The organism is Acinetobacter sp. V116_7 (assembly GCF_056735735.1).
In genome coordinates this window covers 26,616-45,591 of sequence record NZ_JBWZIF010000013.1, presented here as the reverse complement: position 1 = coordinate 45,591, position 18,976 = coordinate 26,616, and the positions used below count along the sequence as shown (strand labels likewise).

At 39.2% G+C, this 18,976-nt stretch carries 18 protein-coding genes; 8 read left to right on the top strand and 10 right to left on the bottom strand.

The window, feature by feature from the left end; all coding sequences use genetic code 11:
* Positions 1–64 precede the first annotated feature (64 nt).
* Entirely contained in the window at positions 65–1,708 is a 1,644-nt protein-coding gene (locus AC1PJP_RS04150; RefSeq protein WP_151988985.1) for a nitrite/sulfite reductase, read from the top strand.
* Positions 1,701–2,189 carry a DUF934 domain-containing protein gene (locus AC1PJP_RS04145; RefSeq protein ID WP_416703463.1) on the top strand — a complete coding sequence of 163 codons (489 nt, stop codon included), beginning with the start codon at positions 1,701–1,703 and terminating at the stop codon, positions 2,187–2,189. Before AC1PJP_RS04150 ends, AC1PJP_RS04145 begins: the two co-directional genes overlap by 8 nt.
* A gap of 49 nt (positions 2,190–2,238) precedes the next feature.
* Here AC1PJP_RS04145 and AC1PJP_RS04140 read toward each other — a convergent pair whose 3' ends face one another.
* The 3 genes from AC1PJP_RS04140 to AC1PJP_RS04130 form a co-directional block, all read right to left on the bottom strand.
* Positions 2,239–2,682, bottom strand: coding sequence for a VOC family protein (locus AC1PJP_RS04140; RefSeq protein WP_009389331.1), 444 nt, complete (start codon positions 2,680–2,682; stop codon positions 2,239–2,241).
* A gap of 130 nt (positions 2,683–2,812) precedes the next feature.
* The gene (locus tag AC1PJP_RS04135) at positions 2,813–3,988 is read right to left on the bottom strand and encodes a thiolase family protein (RefSeq protein WP_005309724.1); all 1,176 of its coding nucleotides are present in this window, start codon (positions 3,986–3,988) and stop codon (positions 2,813–2,815) included.
* 108 nt (positions 3,989–4,096) lie between these two features.
* Positions 4,097–4,612, bottom strand: a complete 516-nt coding sequence (locus AC1PJP_RS04130; protein ID WP_479766569.1) for a GspH/FimT family pseudopilin — start codon at positions 4,610–4,612, stop codon at positions 4,097–4,099.
* Positions 4,613–4,991: 379 nt separating this feature from the next.
* Between AC1PJP_RS04130 and omp38 the strand changes: the two genes are divergently transcribed.
* A complete protein-coding gene (gene omp38, locus AC1PJP_RS04125; RefSeq protein ID WP_472893736.1) occupies positions 4,992–6,050 on the top strand; it encodes an outer membrane protein Omp38 in 1,059 nt (352 codons plus the stop codon).
* Positions 6,051–6,177: 127 nt separating this feature from the next.
* On the opposite strand, the gene AC1PJP_RS04120 is transcribed toward omp38, so the two are convergent.
* The 5 genes from AC1PJP_RS04120 to AC1PJP_RS04100 form a co-directional block, all read right to left on the bottom strand.
* Positions 6,178–6,336, bottom strand: coding sequence for a hypothetical protein (locus AC1PJP_RS04120; RefSeq protein WP_479766568.1), 159 nt, complete (start codon positions 6,334–6,336; stop codon positions 6,178–6,180).
* 3 nt (positions 6,337–6,339) lie between these two features.
* A complete protein-coding gene (locus AC1PJP_RS04115; protein ID WP_479766567.1) occupies positions 6,340–7,545 on the bottom strand; it encodes an RtcB family protein in 1,206 nt (401 codons plus the stop codon).
* Between the two features lie 266 nt (positions 7,546–7,811).
* Positions 7,812–9,272 (bottom strand): amino acid permease, encoded by a 1,461-nt coding sequence (locus AC1PJP_RS04110; protein ID WP_151821356.1) that lies wholly within the window; start codon positions 9,270–9,272, stop codon positions 7,812–7,814.
* 21 nt (positions 9,273–9,293) lie between these two features.
* Positions 9,294–10,307, bottom strand: a complete 1,014-nt coding sequence (locus AC1PJP_RS04105; RefSeq protein ID WP_479766566.1) for a methyltransferase — start codon at positions 10,305–10,307, stop codon at positions 9,294–9,296.
* A 63-nt stretch (positions 10,308–10,370) separates the two neighbouring features.
* Positions 10,371–11,729, bottom strand: coding sequence for a uracil-xanthine permease family protein (locus AC1PJP_RS04100; RefSeq protein WP_049838089.1), 1,359 nt, complete (start codon positions 11,727–11,729; stop codon positions 10,371–10,373).
* 177 nt (positions 11,730–11,906) lie between these two features.
* On the opposite strand from AC1PJP_RS04100, the gene typA reads away from it, so the two are divergent.
* The 3 genes from typA (at position 11,907) to AC1PJP_RS04085 (ending at position 14,921) form a co-directional block, all read left to right on the top strand.
* Positions 11,907–13,736 carry a translational GTPase TypA gene (gene typA, locus AC1PJP_RS04095; protein WP_004789229.1) on the top strand — a complete coding sequence of 610 codons (1,830 nt, stop codon included), beginning with the start codon at positions 11,907–11,909 and terminating at the stop codon, positions 13,734–13,736.
* Between the two features lie 258 nt (positions 13,737–13,994).
* Complete coding sequence (mscL, locus tag AC1PJP_RS04090) at positions 13,995–14,426, top strand: large conductance mechanosensitive channel protein MscL (protein WP_013196893.1); 432 nt, start codon at positions 13,995–13,997, stop codon at positions 14,424–14,426.
* A gap of 141 nt (positions 14,427–14,567) precedes the next feature.
* Positions 14,568–14,921, top strand: coding sequence for a gamma-glutamylcyclotransferase family protein (locus tag AC1PJP_RS04085; RefSeq protein WP_192455263.1), 354 nt, complete (start codon positions 14,568–14,570; stop codon positions 14,919–14,921).
* Between the two features lie 10 nt (positions 14,922–14,931).
* Here AC1PJP_RS04085 and AC1PJP_RS04080 read toward each other — a convergent pair whose 3' ends face one another.
* Positions 14,932–15,222 (bottom strand): peptidylprolyl isomerase, encoded by a 291-nt coding sequence (locus tag AC1PJP_RS04080; RefSeq protein WP_005309756.1) that lies wholly within the window; start codon positions 15,220–15,222, stop codon positions 14,932–14,934.
* A gap of 19 nt (positions 15,223–15,241) precedes the next feature.
* Positions 15,242–16,066, bottom strand: a complete 825-nt coding sequence (gene mutM, locus AC1PJP_RS04075) for a bifunctional DNA-formamidopyrimidine glycosylase/DNA-(apurinic or apyrimidinic site) lyase (RefSeq protein WP_479766565.1) — start codon at positions 16,064–16,066, stop codon at positions 15,242–15,244.
* Positions 16,067–16,141: 75 nt separating this feature from the next.
* On the opposite strand from mutM, the gene AC1PJP_RS04070 reads away from it, so the two are divergent.
* Entirely contained in the window at positions 16,142–16,708 is a 567-nt protein-coding gene (locus tag AC1PJP_RS04070; protein WP_479766564.1) for a DNA-3-methyladenine glycosylase, read from the top strand.
* 134 nt (positions 16,709–16,842) lie between these two features.
* Positions 16,843–18,972 (top strand): TonB-dependent receptor family protein, encoded by a 2,130-nt coding sequence (locus AC1PJP_RS04065; RefSeq protein ID WP_479766563.1) that lies wholly within the window; start codon positions 16,843–16,845, stop codon positions 18,970–18,972.
* The last annotated feature ends 4 nt before the right edge of the window (positions 18,973–18,976 follow it).

Here is an 18,976-nt window from a genome sequence, read left to right as displayed (position 1 = left end):
TTTATTGATGAATGAAAGCTCGTTATGCTATCCGCCTTAATAATGAATCTACTAGCCATACGCCATGTATTTATATACCGATTTCGACCAGCAGCTGGTTAATGAACGAGTTGCTCAGTTCCGTGATCAGACTGAACGCTATTTAGCTGGCAAACTTTCTGAAGATGAATATCGTCCGTTACGTTTGCAAAATGGTTTATATGTGCAACGCTATGCGCCTATGCTGCGTATTGCTGTGCCGTATGGCTTAATGAATTCTAAGCAATTACGTAAAGTTGCTGAAGTTTCAACTGCTTATGACCGTGGTTATGCTCACGTATCTACCCGTCAAAACATCCAGTTGAACTGGCCTGCACTTGAAGATGTGCCAGATATTTTGGCTGAACTTGCAACTGTACAAATGCATGCCATTCAAACAAGTGGTAACTGTATTCGTAACACAACAACTGACCAATATGCAGGTGTAGTTGCTGGTGAAATTGCAGACCCACGTCCAACATGTGAATTGATTCGTCAGTGGAGTACATTCCACCCAGAATTTGCATTCTTGCCACGTAAGTTCAAAATTGCTGTTTCTGCACTTGAAGAAAAAGATCGTGCGGCAACTGCATTCCACGATATTGGTGTTTATATCGTGCGTAATGAAGCGGGTGAAATCGGCTATAAAATTATGGCTGGTGGTGGTTTAGGCCGTACTCCAATCATTGGTAGCGTTATTCGTGAGTTTTTACCGCGTGAAGATTTAATTGCTTATTTAGAAGCGGTTCTACGTGTTTATAACTTGCATGGCCGTCGTGATAATAAATACAAAGCGCGTATTAAAATTCTAGTTAAAGCATTAACGCCTGAAGTGTTTGCTCAAAAAGTTGAAGCTGAGTTTGAACATACACGTGAATCATTAAGAATTCAGCCAGAAATCTTGAAAAAACTGGATGAAGAATTCACTCCTTTTGATTATCAAGATTTGGCAGATGAAGACTTTACAGCTTTATTTGCTGAGCATCCAAAATTCAAGCAATGGTTCAATATCAACACGCACGCGCATAAAGTAAAGGGCTATCGTATTGTTACGATTTCTCTAAAACGTGCAGGTATCGCACCGGGCGATATGACCACTGAAGAAATGAACTTTATTGCAGATCTTGCTGATAAATATACTTTCGGTGAACTTCGCACAACTCATGAACAAAACATTGCTTTGGCAGATGTGCCTCAAAAAGATTTGTTCGATGTATGGCAAGCGCTTGAGCAACAAAATATGGCACGTGCACATATTGGTTTTATTACCGATATTATTAGTTGCCCGGGCGGTGATTTCTGTTCACTTGCAAATGCGAAATCAATTCCAATTGCTGAAGCAATTACACGTCGTTTCGATGACTTAGATAAAGTATATGATCTTGGTCATTTAGATCTAAATATTTCTGGTTGTATGAATGCTTGTGGTCATCACCATGTAGGTAACATCGGTATTTTAGGTGTAGATAAGAAAGGTGCTGAATTCTACCAAATTACATTAGGTGGTAATTCTGACCATGATGCATCAATCGGTGACATCTTAGGACCATCATTTGCAGCAGATGCTGTGCCTGATGTAATTGAGGAAGTATTAAATACTTATCTTGATTTGCGTACTGAAGGTGAGCGTTTTGTTGATACATATCGCCGTGTAGGAATTCAACCATTTAAGGAGCGTGCATATGCTTAATACAGCTCTACCAGTGCTTTATAAAGATGGCACGATTGCAGATAATACTTATCAAATCATTGCTGAAGATGGTGTAGTTCCTCAAGGTGATGTTGTGGTAACAACAGCTCAACTAGACCAATTAGCTAACGTTCAAGGCAAAAAAGCTTTGTATGTAACTGTGAATGATTCACCTGAAGATCATACATTTCCATTAAATGAACTTGATGCAATTTTCATTGAGTTTGCGGGTTTTGGTGATGGCCGAGGTTACTCATTTGCAGCATTGTTACGTCGCCAAGGTTTCCAAGGTGAACTGCGAGCAATAGGTGATGTGTTTAAGGATGTTTTAAACTACTTAAAGCGTTCTGGTTTTGATAGCTTTGTCGTAAAAGAAGGCAAAGACGTACAAGAAGCGGTGGCAGGTTTGCAAGACTTTACCAATCCGTATCAAGCTTCAACTGGTGTGCCAGAAGCGAGTTATCAAACAGGAGCTCAATAAATCCTGAAATAAAAAATCCCGCAATTTGCGGGATTTTTTATATTGAAAATTATGTATCAAGTTGGCAGTTAACCATCCACTTTATACCAAATTGATCGGTAAACGCTCCGTATAATGCACCCCAGAACGTTTTTTCTAAAGGCATTTCAATTTGACCGTTAACAGACAACGCATCAAAAAGTTGTTTAGCTTTTTCTTGCTCGTCCTTTTCAAGATTAATTGCGATGTAGTGATTATTGCCTTGGGTAAAAACACTGTTAGGCGCACAGAACTGATCATTTGTATCTGATGCCATAAGTACAGTGTATTCATTAATGGGTAGAGAAACGTGAAGAACCAGATTTTTGTTCGCTTCAGATAATGTCACACCTTCTGACGGTGGCATATCACCATAGCGACTTAACATGGCGAACTCGCCACCAAAAACTGATTTATAAAAATTAAAGGCTTGCTCTGCCTGACCTTGGAAATTGAGGTAGTGATTGAGTTGCATTGTTATTGTCCATTGTTGTTTTCGTTTAAAAGAATAAGTTAAAACTTAAAAGTGATTTTGTGGGTCATTTTTTGTAGTTTTTTCATAAAAAAATCCCACCGAAGTGGGATTTTAAAATAGTTAATTTTAATTAAATAAGTTCAATCGCAACGGCTGTTGCTTCACCACCGCCAATACAAAGTGCTGCAATACCTTTTTTTCCACCAGTACGTTTCAGTGCATGAATCAGCGTGAGAATAATACGAGAACCTGTAGACCCTACTGGATGACCTAGGGCACAAGCACCACCATTGATATTGACTTTTTCAGCATCAAGTTTGAAATCATCAATTGGACACATAGTAACCATGGCAAAAGCTTCGTTAATTTCCCACAGGTCAACTTCTTGAGCATTCCAACCCGCTTTTTTTAGAACTTTTTCAATAGCGCCAACAGGAGCAATTGTAAATTCTGAAGGATGTTGAGAGTTTGAAGCTGTTGCAATAATTTTTGCCAGTGGCTGTAAACCACGTTGAGTAGCAACCTCACTTGAAGTTAATACTAATGCAGATGCACCATCTGAAATAGAGCTTGCGTTTGCTGCGGTAATTGTACCGTCTTTTGCAAAAGCTGGTTTAAGTGAAGGAATTTTGTCGATCTTTGCATTTAAAGGTTGTTCATCTTGATCAACAACGACATCGCCTTTGCGACTAGGCACGGTAACCGAAACGATTTCATCTTTGAAATAACCTTCGGTAATTGCTGTTTGAGCTCGTTTTAAAGAGCGAATCGCAAAGTCATCCATTTGCTCGCGTGTATAGCCACGAGTATTTGCCATATCTTGAGCAAAAGAACCCATTAGACGACCAGTTTCAGCATCTTCAAGTCCATCAAGAAACATATGATCCTTAATTTCACCATGGCCCATACGATAGCCGGCACGTGCTTTTGGTAAAACATAAGGTGCATTTGTCATAGACTCCATGCCGCCGGCAACAACAATTTCAGCACTGCCTGCTTTAATCATGTCGGTTGCTTGCATCACGGCTTTCATGCCAGAGCCACAAAGCTTATTAATCGTCACAGCACCTGTAGAATCAGGTAAGCCAGCTTTGCGCATTGCTTGACGAGCAGGGCCTTGTTTTAAGCCTGCAGGAAGAACACAACCCATAATGACTTCTTCGACATCAGTAGGTTGTAAACCTGCTCGTGCGATTGCTTCTTTGATCGTTACAGCACCTAGTTCAGGCGCTGTAAGTCCTGATAGTGATCCTTGAAAACCACCCATAGCAGTACGAGCACCATTAACAATTACGATATCAGTCATTGTTGTAATCTCCGATTGTTCTTTATCTCAAATTAAGAAAACATTAAAACTTAAGCAGTATATTGCAAAATGGGGGATGGCTTGGATTCTGTATTAGACTGTAGAGTTCTAACAATTTTGAAGTTCTTCTAAGCGGACATGCCCCATTTTGCTGAGGACTAATTTAAAGTTTTTAAGCTGGTTATCAGAACAATAAGTAAAACTGCCGTTAGACTCACGTGGAAGTCCGGTATCTCCCTGAAATACGATACTATTTAATTTTTTGCCGAATTTTTGAAATTTCAAAGAGCCATAACGATGATTAAGTTCAATATTGGTTAATATTTCTTCGCCGCTTTCTCTTTGTAGATTATGATTTGTGTCTACAAAGCTTATAAGCCTTGTATCCCAATTACTATTACATATAGACAAATCAACACTTGGGCAAAGTACGACACTCTTATGTCGTAGAATTGCGTCGTATTTGGCTTTTTGTATATGAATTGTGAGTAGTTGAGGCGTGTTTTTTAATTCCATTGAAGCCATAAATTGGTGGTATAAAGGAAGGGCTAGGGTGAACATAATCATAAGAATTGCGAGCGTTACAGTGAGTTCCATCAATGTGAAACCGGGAGATTTAAACATTAAAATTCCTTAATATATAAAGAAATATTTTGATTTTATGCGTTCTATCAATGATTTATATGACTTTTTATAATGAGGAAACACAAAATTAAATAAAGGTTATCAGGACGCTAGAATACTGGTAAAATCCCCCTAAGCGAAAGAAAGAAGTTGTTCATATTTGCTAGTTGAGTAAAAAATTACCGAATTACAACGGAAATTGTAAGTAATTTTGTCAATAATTTACTTGATTAAAATTATCAAGCACTTGGAAAGTCTATCAAGTGTTTGTATGATTCAAATGTGAATAGCTTAAAAATAATACTGGGGTGAAAATATCTCAGGGGCCAATAAATTTAGGCTGAGCTTGAACAACAATTGTTATCTCTGGAGGATATCCATGAAATTGAGTCGTATTGCACTTGCTATGCTTGTTGCTGCTCCATTAGCTGCTGCTAATGCTGGCGTAACTGTTACACCATTATTGCTTGGTTACACTTTCCAAGACACTCAACACAACAATGGCGGTAAAGATGGCGAGTTAACTAACGGACCTGAACTACAAGACGATTTATTCGTTGGTGCAGCTCTTGGTATTGAGTTAACACCATGGTTAGGTTTTGAAGCTGAATATAACCAAGTTAAAGGTGATGTAGACGGCCTTGCAGCTGGTTCTGAATACAAACAAAAACAAATCAATGGTAACTTCTATGTTACTTCTGATTTAATCACTAAAAACTATGACAGCAAAATCAAGCCATACGTATTGTTAGGTGCTGGTCACTACAAATACGAGATTCCTGATCTTGGCTACCATACTGATGAAGAAGGTACTTTAGGTAATGCTGGTTTTGGTGCTTTCTGGCGCTTAAACGATGCTTTATCTCTTCGTACAGAAGCTCGTGGTACTTATAACTTTGACGAAAAATTCTGGAACTATACAGCTCTTGCTGGTTTAAACGTAGTTCTTGGTGGTCACCTGAAGCCTGCTGCTCCTGTAGTAGAAGTTGCTCCAGTTGAACCAACTCCAGTTGCTCCACAACCACAAGAGTTAACTGAAGACCTTAACATGGAACTTCGTGTGTTCTTTGATACTAACAAATCAAACATCAAAGACCAATACAAGCCAGAAATCGCTAAAGTTGCTGAGAAGTTAACTGAATACCCTAACGCTACTGCACGTATCGAAGGTCACACAGATAACACTGGTCCACGTAAGTTAAACGAACGTTTATCTTTAGCTCGTGCTAACTCTGTTAAATCAGCTCTTGTAAACGAATACAACGTTGATGCATCTCGTTTGTCTACTCAAGGTTTCGCTTGGGATCAACCGATTGCTGACAACAAAACTAAAGAAGGTCGTGCTATGAACCGTCGTGTATTCGCGACAATCACTGGTAGCCGTACTGTAGTTGTTCAACCTGGTCAAGAAGCGGCAGCTCCTGCAGCAGCTCAATAATTTGAGTTCTTGAACAGTAAAAAAGCGACTCGTTAGAGTCGCTTTTTTTATTGCGATTTTTAAAATATTTAGTCATTTCTATATCTCCTTAATAATAATAATTACTTTCGGTCTTGGTCTAAATTATTTACCAATCACCTTTTCTTAATTGCTGTTTAGCATCTTGTCTATCTCTACGATGTTGAGTACGAGGTTTCTCTGTTTCATGCATTCCACCTTTGTGAAGTAAAGGGGAAAGAGCCACTTGATTACGGACTTTGATTTTTGGCATTTCTTTAATTTTCATGTTTTAACCTTTAATACATAAAACTTGTTTAAGTGTGTGAACAACTTCAATGAGGTCGGCCTGATTTGCCATGACTTCATCAATATCTTTATAAGCACTTGGGATTTCATCAACAATGCCACTGTCTTTACGGCATTCAATACCTTGGGTTTGTTCAATAAGATCTTGCTGGTTAAAAAGAGTTTTTGCTTTGCTTCGACTCATCTTGCGACCTGCTCCATGAGAACAAGAACAAAATGACTCAGGGTTTGCTTTACCTCTGACGATATAAGAGCGTGCTCCCATTGAACCTGGAATAATGCCTAATTCATCTAAGCCTGCTCGAATTGCACCTTTTCGGGTAATTAGTAAACTTTCACCGAAATGTGTTTCACGGCTTACATAATTATGATGACAATTAATAGCCTCTTTGGTCATTTGAAAAGAGGGTAGAAGTGGGCGAATCGCTTCTAAAATTAAACGCATCATTTCTTTGCGATTTTCAAAAGCATATTCTTGAGCCCACTCTACAGCTTCTACATAATCATCAAAACTAGTTGAGCCTTCGGCAAAATAACTTAAGTCTTTATCTGGTACGTGGCCAAAGCGATGCTGAGCTTCTTTCTTGGCTAATTCAATAAAATAAGTGCCAATAACGTTACCCAGTCCTCGGCTACCTGAATGTAGCATTACCCATATGTCTTGATTTTCATCAATACATAGCTCGATAAAGTGGTTGCCACCACCTAAAGTACCAAGTTGCTTTTGCCATGTTGCATCAAATTGTCGAAGCATTCGAACAAGTCCAGGATGCTTTTTGATAATAGGCTCTAAGCGTTTTTCAAGTGGAATAATGCTAGAAGCTTTTGCTTTAACTTGTTTATGCAAAGCAAATCCGACTGGTACTTTACGTTCGATTGCATCGCGTAAACGACTTAAGTTATCAGGCAATTGCGAGGCCTTTAGACTTAAGCGAATTGCATTCATTCCACAGCCAATATCTACACTTACAGCAGCTGGGATAATGGCATGTTTAGTTGGAATAACACTGCCTACAGTCGCGCCTTTTCCTACGTGAACATCTGGCATAACAGCAATATGTGAGTAGATAAATTGCAGTTGAGCCATTTTCTTGAGTTGTTGGATACTTTCACTATCTATATCTTGAGTGAAAATTTTAACGGGAACACCGTAAAGTGCTTCCTGATTTAATATTTTTTGTATGCCCATAATTTTTCTCTTATTTTTGTCCGAGCAGGCATAAAAAAACCTAGCGAATGCTAGGTCTTAAATTTGAGCATTCGGACAAGTGAAGTGAATTTGTACACTTGTCCGTGAGCTGACATCGTGCCAAATTATTTAATCTGTTTTACCTTGTAGTGTTGGCATGATGTCCTCCTTATTTAAAAGCGCCGTTGAAAATCTGAACGGCATTTTACGCTTTTTTAATCAAAGATCAAGCTTTTGATCTTTGATTTACTTTTAATTACCGATTCTTAGTCTTGCTCTGGCTTCACATTCATTTGATCATAAGCGATCAGTTTAGTTTTATTTTTCCACTTATAGCCTAACCAAATAATTAAGAATAATGGCAAACTAATATAAGTTGAAAGTAGGCCTAACCAGTCAATTTTTCCACCTAAAATGGCTTGATAGTTCTGCCCTAAGATGATGATTGAACAGAGAATAAAGGCAAACCAAGGGGCAAATGGGAAAAATTTGGCACGGTAAGCTAAATCTTCTAATTTATATCCTTGAGCAATATAACCTTTACGGAAACGATAGTGAGAAATCGCAATGCCCAGCCAGACAATGAAACCACACATCCCAGACATATTCAGTAGCCAGTTAAAGACTTGTTTTTCGCCAATAAACGTTGTCAAGAAACAAAAAGCGGCAATAAAAGTGGTGGCATATAGTGCATTCATTGGAACGCCACGACCATCAAGTTTTGCAAACCACTTTGGTGCACGACCTTCCTGAGCCATTTTAAATAACATACGAGTTGATGAATACATGCCTGAGTTACCTGCTGACAAAATAGCAGTAAGAATGACAGCATTCATTAAACCAGCTGCAAAAGCAAAGCCAACTCTTTCATAGAGCAATGTAAACGGAGAAAGTGCAACATTTTCAGTGGCAGCAGCTTGTAGTAAATTTGGGTCATCATAGGCAATTAGCGTGCCGATAATGAAGATACATAAGATATAAAATAATAAGATTCGCCAGAAAATCTGTTTGATTGCAAGTGGAATCGTCTTCTTTGGATCTTTAGATTCACCAGCAGCAACCCCCACCATTTCAGTCCCTTGGAAAGAGAATCCGGCAATCATTGCTACGCCGATCATGGCCTGTAAACCACCAACAAAAGGTGCTTCTTTATAGGTCCAGTTTCCAAAAGCTGCGACACCTGGAGTTAGCATAATCTTAATGATCATGGCTAAGCCAATGATAATGAACGCTACAATCGCAATCACTTTTACCATTGAGAACCAGAATTCGCTTTCGCCGAATCCTTTTACTGTCATGGCATTGATTGCAAAAATTACGATGAGGAACAGCGCACTCCAGTAAAACCCTGGAATATCAGGGAACCAGAACTTCATAATAAACTGAACCGCTACAAGTTCGAATGCAACTGTAATTGCCCAGTTATACCAATAGTTCCAACCTAAAGCGAAGCCAAAGCCTTCTTCGACATAACGACTACCATATGTAAAAAAAGCCCCAGAAGTTGGATTATGGGTTGCAAGCTCACCTAAACTGGTCATTAAGAAGTAAATCATAATACCAATAAGAGAATAGGCGAGTAGTGCTCCACCTGGGCCAGCATTTGCAATGGTCGATCCAGAAGCAAGGAAGAGGCCTGTACCAATGGAACCACCAATGGCGATCATATTCAGATGACGAGCCCCGAGCTTACGCTGGAGTTTTTCAGGAGCATGTGTTTCGCTCATGGAGATTCCTTACATAGTTTGTTATGCACAGGCATATAACACCTTAAAGCCTTGAAGATCAGTTTTAATCTGGCACTGACCAAAGTGCTTCTCAATTAAGATCGGATAATTTAAAAAACGGTTTGCTACAATCCATAGCTCACCTGATGCCTTTAAATGTTTTTTAGCGTTTTGGCAGAGTCCTTCACTTGCATCATAGTTGGTATGAATACCTTGATGGAAAGGAGGATTACTGACAATGGCATCGAGTTCTGTTGGAGCGTCTGCAATACCTATCACAGGCTGCAATCTCAACTGGTCTGAACCTATTCCATTTCGACTAAAAGTCATTTCCGTTGACCGTAAAGCGAAAGCATCAATATCTAGGGCATGAATAATATTACTTGAATTTATTTTTGCCAAATAGCAACTGATAATTCCAGCACCACACCCGAAGTCGGCAATTCTACCTGATTTCACCTGATTAAGATAAGGGAGTAAAACAGCAGTTCCGACATCTAGATGATTTTGGCTAAAAACACCGGGAAGGGCACAAATCGTAAGCTCTTGTTCATTAACCTGAACAGTATAGATTTTAAGCCATTTTTCTAGAGGTTTAATTTGTTCTGTTTTCTCAATCTTTAAGTGCCATAGTTGACAGTGACGTGCACTATCAAGTTTTAGTACTTTGCCAAAGCTTTGTAATTGTTTGGCCGCTCTTTCTACTCCACCTTTTTTTTCACCGACTAAAAAAACAGATTGGTTTGTTTTTAGGTGGCTCATCACTACATGTAATATGTAATTTAAGAGTTCTTTTGATTTTGGAACAAAAATAATTGCTTGGTCGAATTCTTGTGAGGGAAATTCAACTGAGAAGTGAGCTTTTGTTCCACTATTTATAAATCCTTGATAGTCGGCATGGTTCCATGTCCAGACTGACGCATCAGTTCCAGCTGGTAATTGACTGACTAAGGCATCATTCGGTGCATTAATTAACAAGATACTACCTTTCAAATAGTCTTGCTGTCTTAATACCACTTCACTTCTAGGATCCATGTACATCTCTCATGAAGAAGAATGCCCAGTGGGAGCTGGGCAGTAATCAAAATTAAAAGTTAGTTATTTATGTGTTTCAGGAAGCACAACATTTAAAATTAATGCTGCTATACCACCTGTTGCCACGCCAGAGCTAAAAATATTTTTAAATAATTCTGGAAGATGCTCTAAAATTTGAGGGACTTGAGCAACACCCAAACCTAATGCAAGTGAGATGGCAATAATTAATAATGCTCGGCGATCAAGGTGAATAGATGAAAGAATATTAATGCCTGATGCAGCCACGGCACCAAACATCACCATAACAGCGCCGCCTAAAACTGCTTGAGGAACTGCTTGTATAACACCAGCTACCGCAGGAAATAGACCTAATAAAATAAGTAATCCGGCAATCCAGATCCCTACATAGCGGCTAGCCACACCAGTGAGTTGGATTACACCATTATTTTGAGCGAAAACAGAACTTGGGAAAGTATTAAATAATCCAGCGAGTAAAGAGTTTGCACCATTTACTAATACACCACCTTTAATGCGTTTCATCCATTCAGGACCATTAACGGGTTGGTTAGAAAGTTTACTGGTTGCTGTCACATCACCAATGGCTTCTAAAGAGGTTACTAAATAAATGAATGCCATTGGAATAAATAAGCCCCATGAGAAGCTCAAACCAAAGTGCATTGGTGTTGGAATTTGTACGAGGGGCGCATCTTTAATACTAGAGAAATCTAGATGTCCCATAAATCCAGCAAGAATGTAGCCAATCACTAGCGCGATTAAAATAGCCGAGCTTTTAATCCAAACCACTCGAATACGATTGAGTACAATAATAATCGCAAGTACGGTACATGACATAATAAGGTTGTCTGCACTTGCAAAAGTATGGTCTTGCATGGCTTGGTAGCCACCACCCATACTAATCAAGCCTTCTTTAATAAGCGTTAAGCCAATTAATAAAACAACAATACCTGTCACCAAAGGGGTAATTAGTCTTTTTACCCATGGAAGAATTTGCGAAACACCCATTTCAATAAAGGAGCCAGCAATTACTACACCGAAAATTGCAGCCATGACTTGGTTGACTGGTGTTCCAGCAGCCACCATTGCACTACCAATACCAATAATAGGACCAATAAAGTTAAAACTTGTGCCTTGAACAATCAGAAGACCTGCACCAAACGGACCAACTTTTTTACATTGTAGAAATGTAGCAATACCCGAAATCACCAAAGACATGGATAAAATCATGTTAGTTTCGGTGCGTGAAACGCCTAAAGCTAAGCAAATTAAAAGGCCAGGTGTAACAATTGGTACAATAATCGCAAGCAAATGCTGGAAAGCTGCTAAAAAAGCGATCAAAGGTTTTGGTCGATCATTTAAACCATAAACAAGGTCTAAATGGTCTTGAGAGTGTTGATTGGACATGGGTGTAGGTCTGCCGCAATTTTGCAAATTGGCGCTATTCTAATCGAGATAACTATCTTTACAAAACGAAATACAGGCTATTGGAAATTTTTTTTGTCAATGTCAATAAACTGTCACTACTAAAATCTATAATTTTTCTGTATAATTTGCCCTCAAGTTTCAGGCTTATCGAATTCTATGTCAGATATCAAAAATCTCCGCAATATTGCAATTATTGCCCACGTCGACCACGGGAAAACCACACTTGTCGATAAATTACTTCAACAATCAGGTGCTCTTGGTGATCGCGCTGGTGAGATTGAGCGTGTCATGGATTCGGGCGCTATTGAAAGTGAACGTGGTATTACCATTCTTGCAAAGAACACTGCAATTAAATGGACCGATGCTCGTACGAATACAGAATACCGTATTAATATCGTCGACACCCCGGGACACGCCGACTTCGGTGGTGAAGTTGAACGTGTAATGTCGATGGTTGACTGTGTATTGTTATTGGTTGACTCTCAAGAAGGTCCAATGCCACAAACTCGCTTTGTAACTCAAAAAGCGTTTGCTCGTGGTTTAAAACCAATCGTAATTATCAACAAAGTTGACAAGCCAAGCGCGCGTCCAGACTGGGTTATTGACCAAGTATTTGACTTGTTCGACAACCTTGGCGGTTCTGACGAACAGCTAGACTTCCCAGTTGTTTATGCATCTGGCTTACGTGGTGTTGCTGGTCCTTCTCCAGAAGAATTGGCTGATGACATGACGCCATTATTCCAAACAATCGTTGACATTGTTGAACCACCAGCAGTTGATGCAGATGGTCCATTCCAAATGCAGATCTCTTCACTTGACTATAACAGCTTCGTAGGTGTTATCGGTGTTGGTCGTATTCAACGTGGTTCAATTGGTTTAAATACACCTGTAACTGTTATTGATAAAGACGGTAAGACACGTAACGGCCGTATCTTAAAAATTATGGGTTACCACGGTCTAGAGCGTGTTGATGTTGATTCTGCTCAAGCAGGCGATATCGTATGTATTACAGGTATTGATGAACTTCATATTTCTGACACGATTTGTGATCCGAAAAATGTTGAAGCTTTACCACCATTGTCTGTAGATGAACCTACAGTAACAATGACTTTCCAAGTAAACAACTCGCCGTTTGCAGGAAAAGAAGGTAAATTCGTTACTTCACGTAACATCCGTGAACGTCTTGATCGCGAATTAATTCACAACGTAGCATTACGTGTAGAAGACACTGACAGTCCAGACCGTTTTAAAGTATCTGGTCGTGGTGAACTTCACCTTTCAGTTTTAATTGAAAACATGCGTCGCGAAGGTTTCGAAATGGGCGTATCTCGTCCACAAGTAATCTTGAAAGAAGTTGACGGTGAAAAACAAGAACCTTACGAAAACGTTACATTTGACGTTGAAGAACAGCACCAAGGTTCTGTAATGGAACAAATGGGTAACCGTAAAGGTGAAATGACAAATATGGAAGTTGACGGTAAAGGCCGTATCCGTATTGAAGCAACTGTACCTTCACGTGGCTTAATTGGTTTCCGTTCAGAATTCTTGACTATGACTTCTGGTACAGGAATCATGACTTCAAGCTTCTCTCACTACGGTCCGATGAAACAAGGTACTGTTGCGAAGCGTCAAAACGGTGTGTTGATTTCTATGGTTCAAGGTACTTGCCTTGGCTATGCATTGTTCAGCTTGCAAGACCGTGGTCGTCTATTCGCTAAACCACAGTTAGAAGTTTACGAAGGTATGATCGTAGGGATTAACTCACGTTCAGACGATATGGTGGTTAACCCAACTAAAGCTAAACAGTTAACTAACGTACGTGCTTCTGGTACAGATGATGCTTTAACTTTAGTACCTGCAATTGAATATACGCTTGAACAAGCGCTTGAGTTCATTGAAGATGATGAATTAGTTGAAGTAACACCTAAGTCAATCCGTATCCGTAAGCGCTGGTTGACTGAAAACGAACGTAAGCGTAACAAATAAGTTATTCTTATCTTCGGATGATAAAAACCGCTGATTTCGATCAGCGGTTTTTTTAATCGTTCTATTTAAAATTAAACTAAGCTTAAAATCATATTTTTCTTATCAGAGAATATGTTGTTAAAGTGTGAGATAGTTTTCTTTTTTTTGATAAAAATATTAAATTATCAATATCATGGCGAGTACTATCTAATTCGATAAGATGCCAATGAAAAAGAAAAATATGACCTGTTTCGGCCCCCGACATCTGGAGATGTTTAGATGAGTATTATTCAAGAATTTAAAGAATTTGCCATTAAAGGCAATATGATGGATTTAGCCATTGGTGTGATTATTGGTGGTGCTTTTGGCAAAATCGTGGACTCTTTAGTAAAAGATATTATCATGCCAATTATCAGTGTGATTACTGGTGGTGGTGTTGATTTTTCGCAGAAATTTATTGTTCTAGGATCCAACCCGACCAATCTGCAATCTTTAGATGCTTTGCAAAAAGCAGGTATCAATGTTTTAACTTATGGTAATTTCCTCACCATTTTAATTAACTTCCTAATTTTGGCTTGGGTAGTGTTCTTAATGGTGAAATTATTAAATAAACTTCGTCGTAATAAAGAAGAGCCAGAAGCTCCAGCTGCAACTCCTGAAGACATTCAGTTATTGCGTGAAATTCGCGATGAATTGAAAAAGCAAGCTTAACAATATTCTGAATTAATAGGAAACGGTACCGAGAGTGCCGTTTTTTATTACTTAGTATTTCATGTTGGACTAAAGATATTGATAAAATAGACAGGCTACCGATAGGCTCAACTACGTACATTGTAAAAAGGATATAAATAAATGAATCAGCTTTTTGTGTATGGCACTTTATGTCCGAATAAAGCCAATGCTCATATTTTAGAGCAGATTGGCGGAAGCTGGGAAAAAGCTAGTGTACGCGGTGTGATTCATATTTTAGATTGGGGACCTGACAAAGGCTTAAAAGCGCTTGAGTTAGATTCGCAAGCGGATTGGGTAGAGGGTTATTTGTTTAGTACAGAAAAACTTGCTGAAAACTGGCAAATGCTTGATGACTTTGAAGGTTTTCAATACCAGCGTGTCATTGCAGATGTGAAATTAGAGTCGGGTGAGTGTGTTAAAGCCTGGACATATCAACTGAATGCACAGGCTCAAGCTTCTGAAAAAAATAATTAAATTAATGGAATTAACGTAAGCTGCCCATTCGGAATTTAACTTCTAAAAGATGATAGCCAAACTGGCTTTTGATTGGACCTTGTAACACACGTTCAGCAGCTGTAAAAACAACTTTGTCGATGACTGGCACAAGTTGTCCTTTTTTGACTTCGCCAAGTTCACCGCCACGTTTTGCCGAATTACAGGTGGAGTATTGCTTGGCAATTTTTGCGAAGTCGGCACCATTTTGTAACTTCTTTTTTAGCTGCTCAGCTAAGTCTTTATCTTTGACTAAAATATGACGGACAATTGCTGTTTGCATGTTGTCTTTCTCCAAAAAATTAAGGCTTTCTCAGCTTTTTAAGTGGTTGGCACTGGGGACAAAATACGCTGGCACGTTGACCAAGTTTTAAGTTTTCTAATGTGGTTTCACAGTTAACACACATTTCTCCAGCACGACCATAAGCAAGTAGAGTTTGCTGGAAATAACCATTTTCACCCATGGCATTGCTGTAGTCGCGTAAAGTCGAACCACCTAAATCAATTGCTGACTTTAGAATTCGTTTAATCTCAACCACCAACTTTTCAATCTGTTGCATGCTTAAATCACCAGCAGGTTGTGCTGGGTGAATGCCAACATTAAATAAGCTTTCAGTTGCATAGATATTGCCTACACCAACCACTACATGATTATCCATGAGTGCAATTTTTATGCCGACAGCTTTATTTTTGAGTTTGGAAGCTAAATATTCTGCATGAAAGTCAGCACTTAAAGGCTCAGGTCCCAAAGTATCAATGAGTTTGCCTTGAGTTTCCGTATTAAGCCAAAGAATACAACCGAAACGACGCGGATCATGGTAGCGTAATTGCTGATCTTCAAATTGAATAATTAAATGATCATGTTTTCTCAGCTCATCATTTGTTTGGCATAGGCGAAAGCTACCTGACATGCCTAAATGCCAGAGCATTTGATCTTGTTCAAACTCTGCCAAAATATATTTTGAACGTCGATTTAACCCAATGAGACGTTGCCCAACGAGTTTTTGAACATCATCGGGGATAGGCCAACGTAAGCTCGGATTACGTACTTCAACACTTAGAACTTTTTGATTCAATAGAGGAAATAAACTGGTTTTGGTTGTTTCGACTTCGGGTAACTCAGGCATGCCAACTCGCAGAATTAACAGATATACTGGATTAATCAAGTATAACGTGTGGTATGTAATATTTCAGAGAATACTATGTCAGATATTTTACCATTAAGCTGGTTTCAACGTGAAACCTCAGAAGTGGCTTATGACTTAATTGGCTGCGTATTATGTAAACGACAACCTGATGGTCAAGTCATCCGTTGCACAATTAGTGAAACAGAAGCTTATTTGGGTGTTCGTGATAAAGCTTGCCACAGCTACAATGACAAGCGCACAGCACGAACAGATGTAATGTATCGCTCTGGCGGTACGATTTATGTCTACTTAATTTATGGCATGTATGAAATGCTCAATCTGATTACTCAGACAGAAGGCATCCCTGAAGGGGTCATGATTCGTTCTGCATTTTTAAATGGTGCTTCAACAAAAAAAGAATATAAGCTTCTAGCTGGACCCGGAAAATTAACACGCTATTTGGGTATTGATCGGACTTTAAAAGGTCAAACCTTGGGAGAGGAGTCTGGATTATGGATTGAAGCAGCTTCAACGCAGCCAGAAGTGATATTGACGCCACGGATTGGAATTGATTATGCCGAAGAAGCAAAAGATTGGCCTGAACGATATTGCTGGAAAGACCATCCATCTTTGAGTCGATAATTTTAATCTGGAAATCAGTTTTTAGATATCGATGAAGAGTGTTCTAGATTTACAACAATGCAGATCGAATTCAATATCCAGACAAGACACCGCTTTTTGTTATGATAACTACAATATAAATAAAGGAAATAAGCATGTCCTTATTACGCTTAGACCGACTTCATTACTGTATTTTGATGAGTATGGGCTGCATTTCTAGCCCACTTGTTTGGGCAGAAGACTTAACCCAAGACGTGACTGTATTGCCAACGTTACATGTGGAAGCAACCCGTACCGATACCACCTATTTGCAGACGCCGGCTTCGGTTTTTCGAATAGATGCACCTCCAGTCGATACTTCTTCACAAGTAAATTTAACCGAAGTTGTAAAGGGTATACCGAGCTTACAGCTTCGCAATCGTGAAAATTATGCACAAGATTTACAGCTCTCTATGCGTGGTTTTGGTGCGCGTTCAACTTTTGGTGTTCGAGGCATTCGCCTGTATGTGGACGGTATTCCTGCTACGATGCCAGATGGACAGGGTCAAACGTCTAATATCGATTTAAGTAGTTTGGATCATGTTGAAGTTCTAACGGGACCTTTTTCATCACTATATGGAAACTCATCTGGCGGGACAATTTTAACTTCTACTAAAGAAGGACAAGGAAAAGATTCAATTGAGCTGAGTTATTCGGGAGGCAGTCACGATAAAAGCCGAGCGGGACTCGTGCTACAAGGTGGGGCAAAGGGTGCGAATGAACCAAGCTATGTTATTAGTTCATCATACTTCGATACTGATGGTTACCGAGAACATAGTGGTGCAGAAAAAGTATTAAATAATGCAAAGCTCAGTTGGAATCTTAATGATGGTAGCAAAATCAACTGGATAACCAACTATGTCAAAATTCATGCAGATGACCCGCAGGGTTTAACACATGACCAGTGGAATGCTAATCCAAAGCAACAAGTTCCATTCTTAAAGCAATTTAATGTCCGTAAAGATATTGAACAAACTCAAACGGGTGTGACTTGGTCTAAACCGATTAATGATAAAAATGAACTCTATGCCATGGCATATTTAGGTAATCGCCAAGTCACTCAATATCAATCTATACCTAAATCAACACAAGATGCCAGCATCAATCATGCAGGCGGGGTAATTGATTTTGAGCGTGATTATTATGGTGCTGATTTCCGTTGGACGGGCAAAGAGTTACTTCCTAATACTACTCTAAGTGTTGGTGTTGCACTCGATGCAATGGATGAAGATCGTAAAGGTTTTGAAAACTTTAATTTAGTAAACGGGCAGCCTTCTTATGGCGTCAAAGGTAATTTGCGTCGTGATGAAGATAATACTTTGTGGAATATCGACCCCTATTTACAAGCGTCATGGCAGTTCTTACCAACTTGGCGTTTAGATACGGGTGTTCGTTATAGCAATGTCCATTACAAATCTAAAGATAACTATTTAAGTAATGGCGACGATAGTGGTAAGACTGATTACGATAAAGTTTTACCTTCGGCTGCTTTAAGCTGGCAAATTTTACCTGAACTCATGGCTTATGTGAGTTATGCCAAAGGATTTGAAACGCCAACTTTTACTGAAATGGCATATCGTCCAGATGGAGAAAGTGGTTTTAATTTTGATTTAACAGCATCAACGAGTGATACCTATGAAACAGGCTTGAAATCACAAAACCAATTAGGCGATTTTACTTTGGCGGTTTTTCAAACTAAAACCAAAGATGACATCGTTTCTGCCGGCAACTCAAATGGTCGATCAACATTCCGTAATGCCGATAAAACCTTACGTGAAGGCGTAGAGTTTGCATGGAATAAAAAGTTGTGGCGAGATTTAACAGCGACTGCTAGCTATACATATTTAGATGCAACTTTTGATGCTGATATTCCAGCTTTAGGAAGTATTGCTCAAATTCCATCGGGTAATGCCATTCCTGGAATTGCTAAAAACCAAGCTTATGCCTCTTTAGCTTGGCAGCCATCGCACGGTCTATATGGCGGTGTAGATGTACAGTATATGGATAAAGTATACGTGAATGATACCAACAGTGACGCGGCACCAAGCTACAGTGTAACCTCAGCTAATGTGGGTTATGCATGGGTAATGGGCGACTGGAAAGTGAATAGCTTTGCCCGTGTTGATAACCTATTTGATAAAAACTATGCAGGTTCAGTGATCGTAAATGATGGTAATGGACGTTATTTTGAACCAGCGGATGGACGTAACTGGAGTGCAGGTTTACGTGTAATTAAGCAATTCTAGGAAT

Excerpts from the sequence above, each read along its gene's own strand:
- mscL (WP_013196893.1), top strand. The coding sequence starts at position 13,995 with ATGAGTATTATTCAAGAATTTAAAGAATTTGCCATTAAAGGCAATATG.
- AC1PJP_RS04110 (WP_151821356.1), bottom strand. The coding sequence starts at position 9,272 with ATGAGCGAAACACATGCTCCTGAAAAACTCCAGCGTAAGCTCGGGGCT.
- AC1PJP_RS04150 (WP_151988985.1), top strand. The coding sequence starts at position 65 with ATGTATTTATATACCGATTTCGACCAGCAGCTGGTTAATGAACGAGTT.
- AC1PJP_RS04120 (WP_479766568.1), bottom strand. The coding sequence starts at position 6,336 with ATGAAAATTAAAGAAATGCCAAAAATCAAAGTCCGTAATCAAGTGGCT.
- AC1PJP_RS04105 (WP_479766566.1), bottom strand. The coding sequence starts at position 10,307 with ATGGATCCTAGAAGTGAAGTGGTATTAAGACAGCAAGACTATTTGAAA.
- AC1PJP_RS04065 (WP_479766563.1), top strand. The coding sequence starts at position 16,843 with ATGTCCTTATTACGCTTAGACCGACTTCATTACTGTATTTTGATGAGT.
- AC1PJP_RS04140 (WP_009389331.1), bottom strand. The coding sequence starts at position 2,682 with ATGCAACTCAATCACTACCTCAATTTCCAAGGTCAGGCAGAGCAAGCC.
- AC1PJP_RS04135 (WP_005309724.1), bottom strand. The coding sequence starts at position 3,988 with ATGACTGATATCGTAATTGTTAATGGTGCTCGTACTGCTATGGGTGGT.
- AC1PJP_RS04070 (WP_479766564.1), top strand. The coding sequence starts at position 16,142 with ATGTCAGATATTTTACCATTAAGCTGGTTTCAACGTGAAACCTCAGAA.
- AC1PJP_RS04085 (WP_192455263.1), top strand. The coding sequence starts at position 14,568 with ATGAATCAGCTTTTTGTGTATGGCACTTTATGTCCGAATAAAGCCAAT.
- AC1PJP_RS04130 (WP_479766569.1), bottom strand. The coding sequence starts at position 4,612 with ATGTTTAAATCTCCCGGTTTCACATTGATGGAACTCACTGTAACGCTC.
- omp38 (WP_472893736.1), top strand. The coding sequence starts at position 4,992 with ATGAAATTGAGTCGTATTGCACTTGCTATGCTTGTTGCTGCTCCATTA.
- typA (WP_004789229.1), top strand. The coding sequence starts at position 11,907 with ATGTCAGATATCAAAAATCTCCGCAATATTGCAATTATTGCCCACGTC.
- mutM (WP_479766565.1), bottom strand. The coding sequence starts at position 16,066 with ATGCCTGAGTTACCCGAAGTCGAAACAACCAAAACCAGTTTATTTCCT.
- AC1PJP_RS04145 (WP_416703463.1), top strand. The coding sequence starts at position 1,701 with ATGCTTAATACAGCTCTACCAGTGCTTTATAAAGATGGCACGATTGCA.
- AC1PJP_RS04115 (WP_479766567.1), bottom strand. The coding sequence starts at position 7,545 with ATGGGCATACAAAAAATATTAAATCAGGAAGCACTTTACGGTGTTCCC.
- AC1PJP_RS04100 (WP_049838089.1), bottom strand. The coding sequence starts at position 11,729 with ATGTCCAATCAACACTCTCAAGACCATTTAGACCTTGTTTATGGTTTA.
- AC1PJP_RS04080 (WP_005309756.1), bottom strand. The coding sequence starts at position 15,222 with ATGCAAACAGCAATTGTCCGTCATATTTTAGTCAAAGATAAAGACTTA.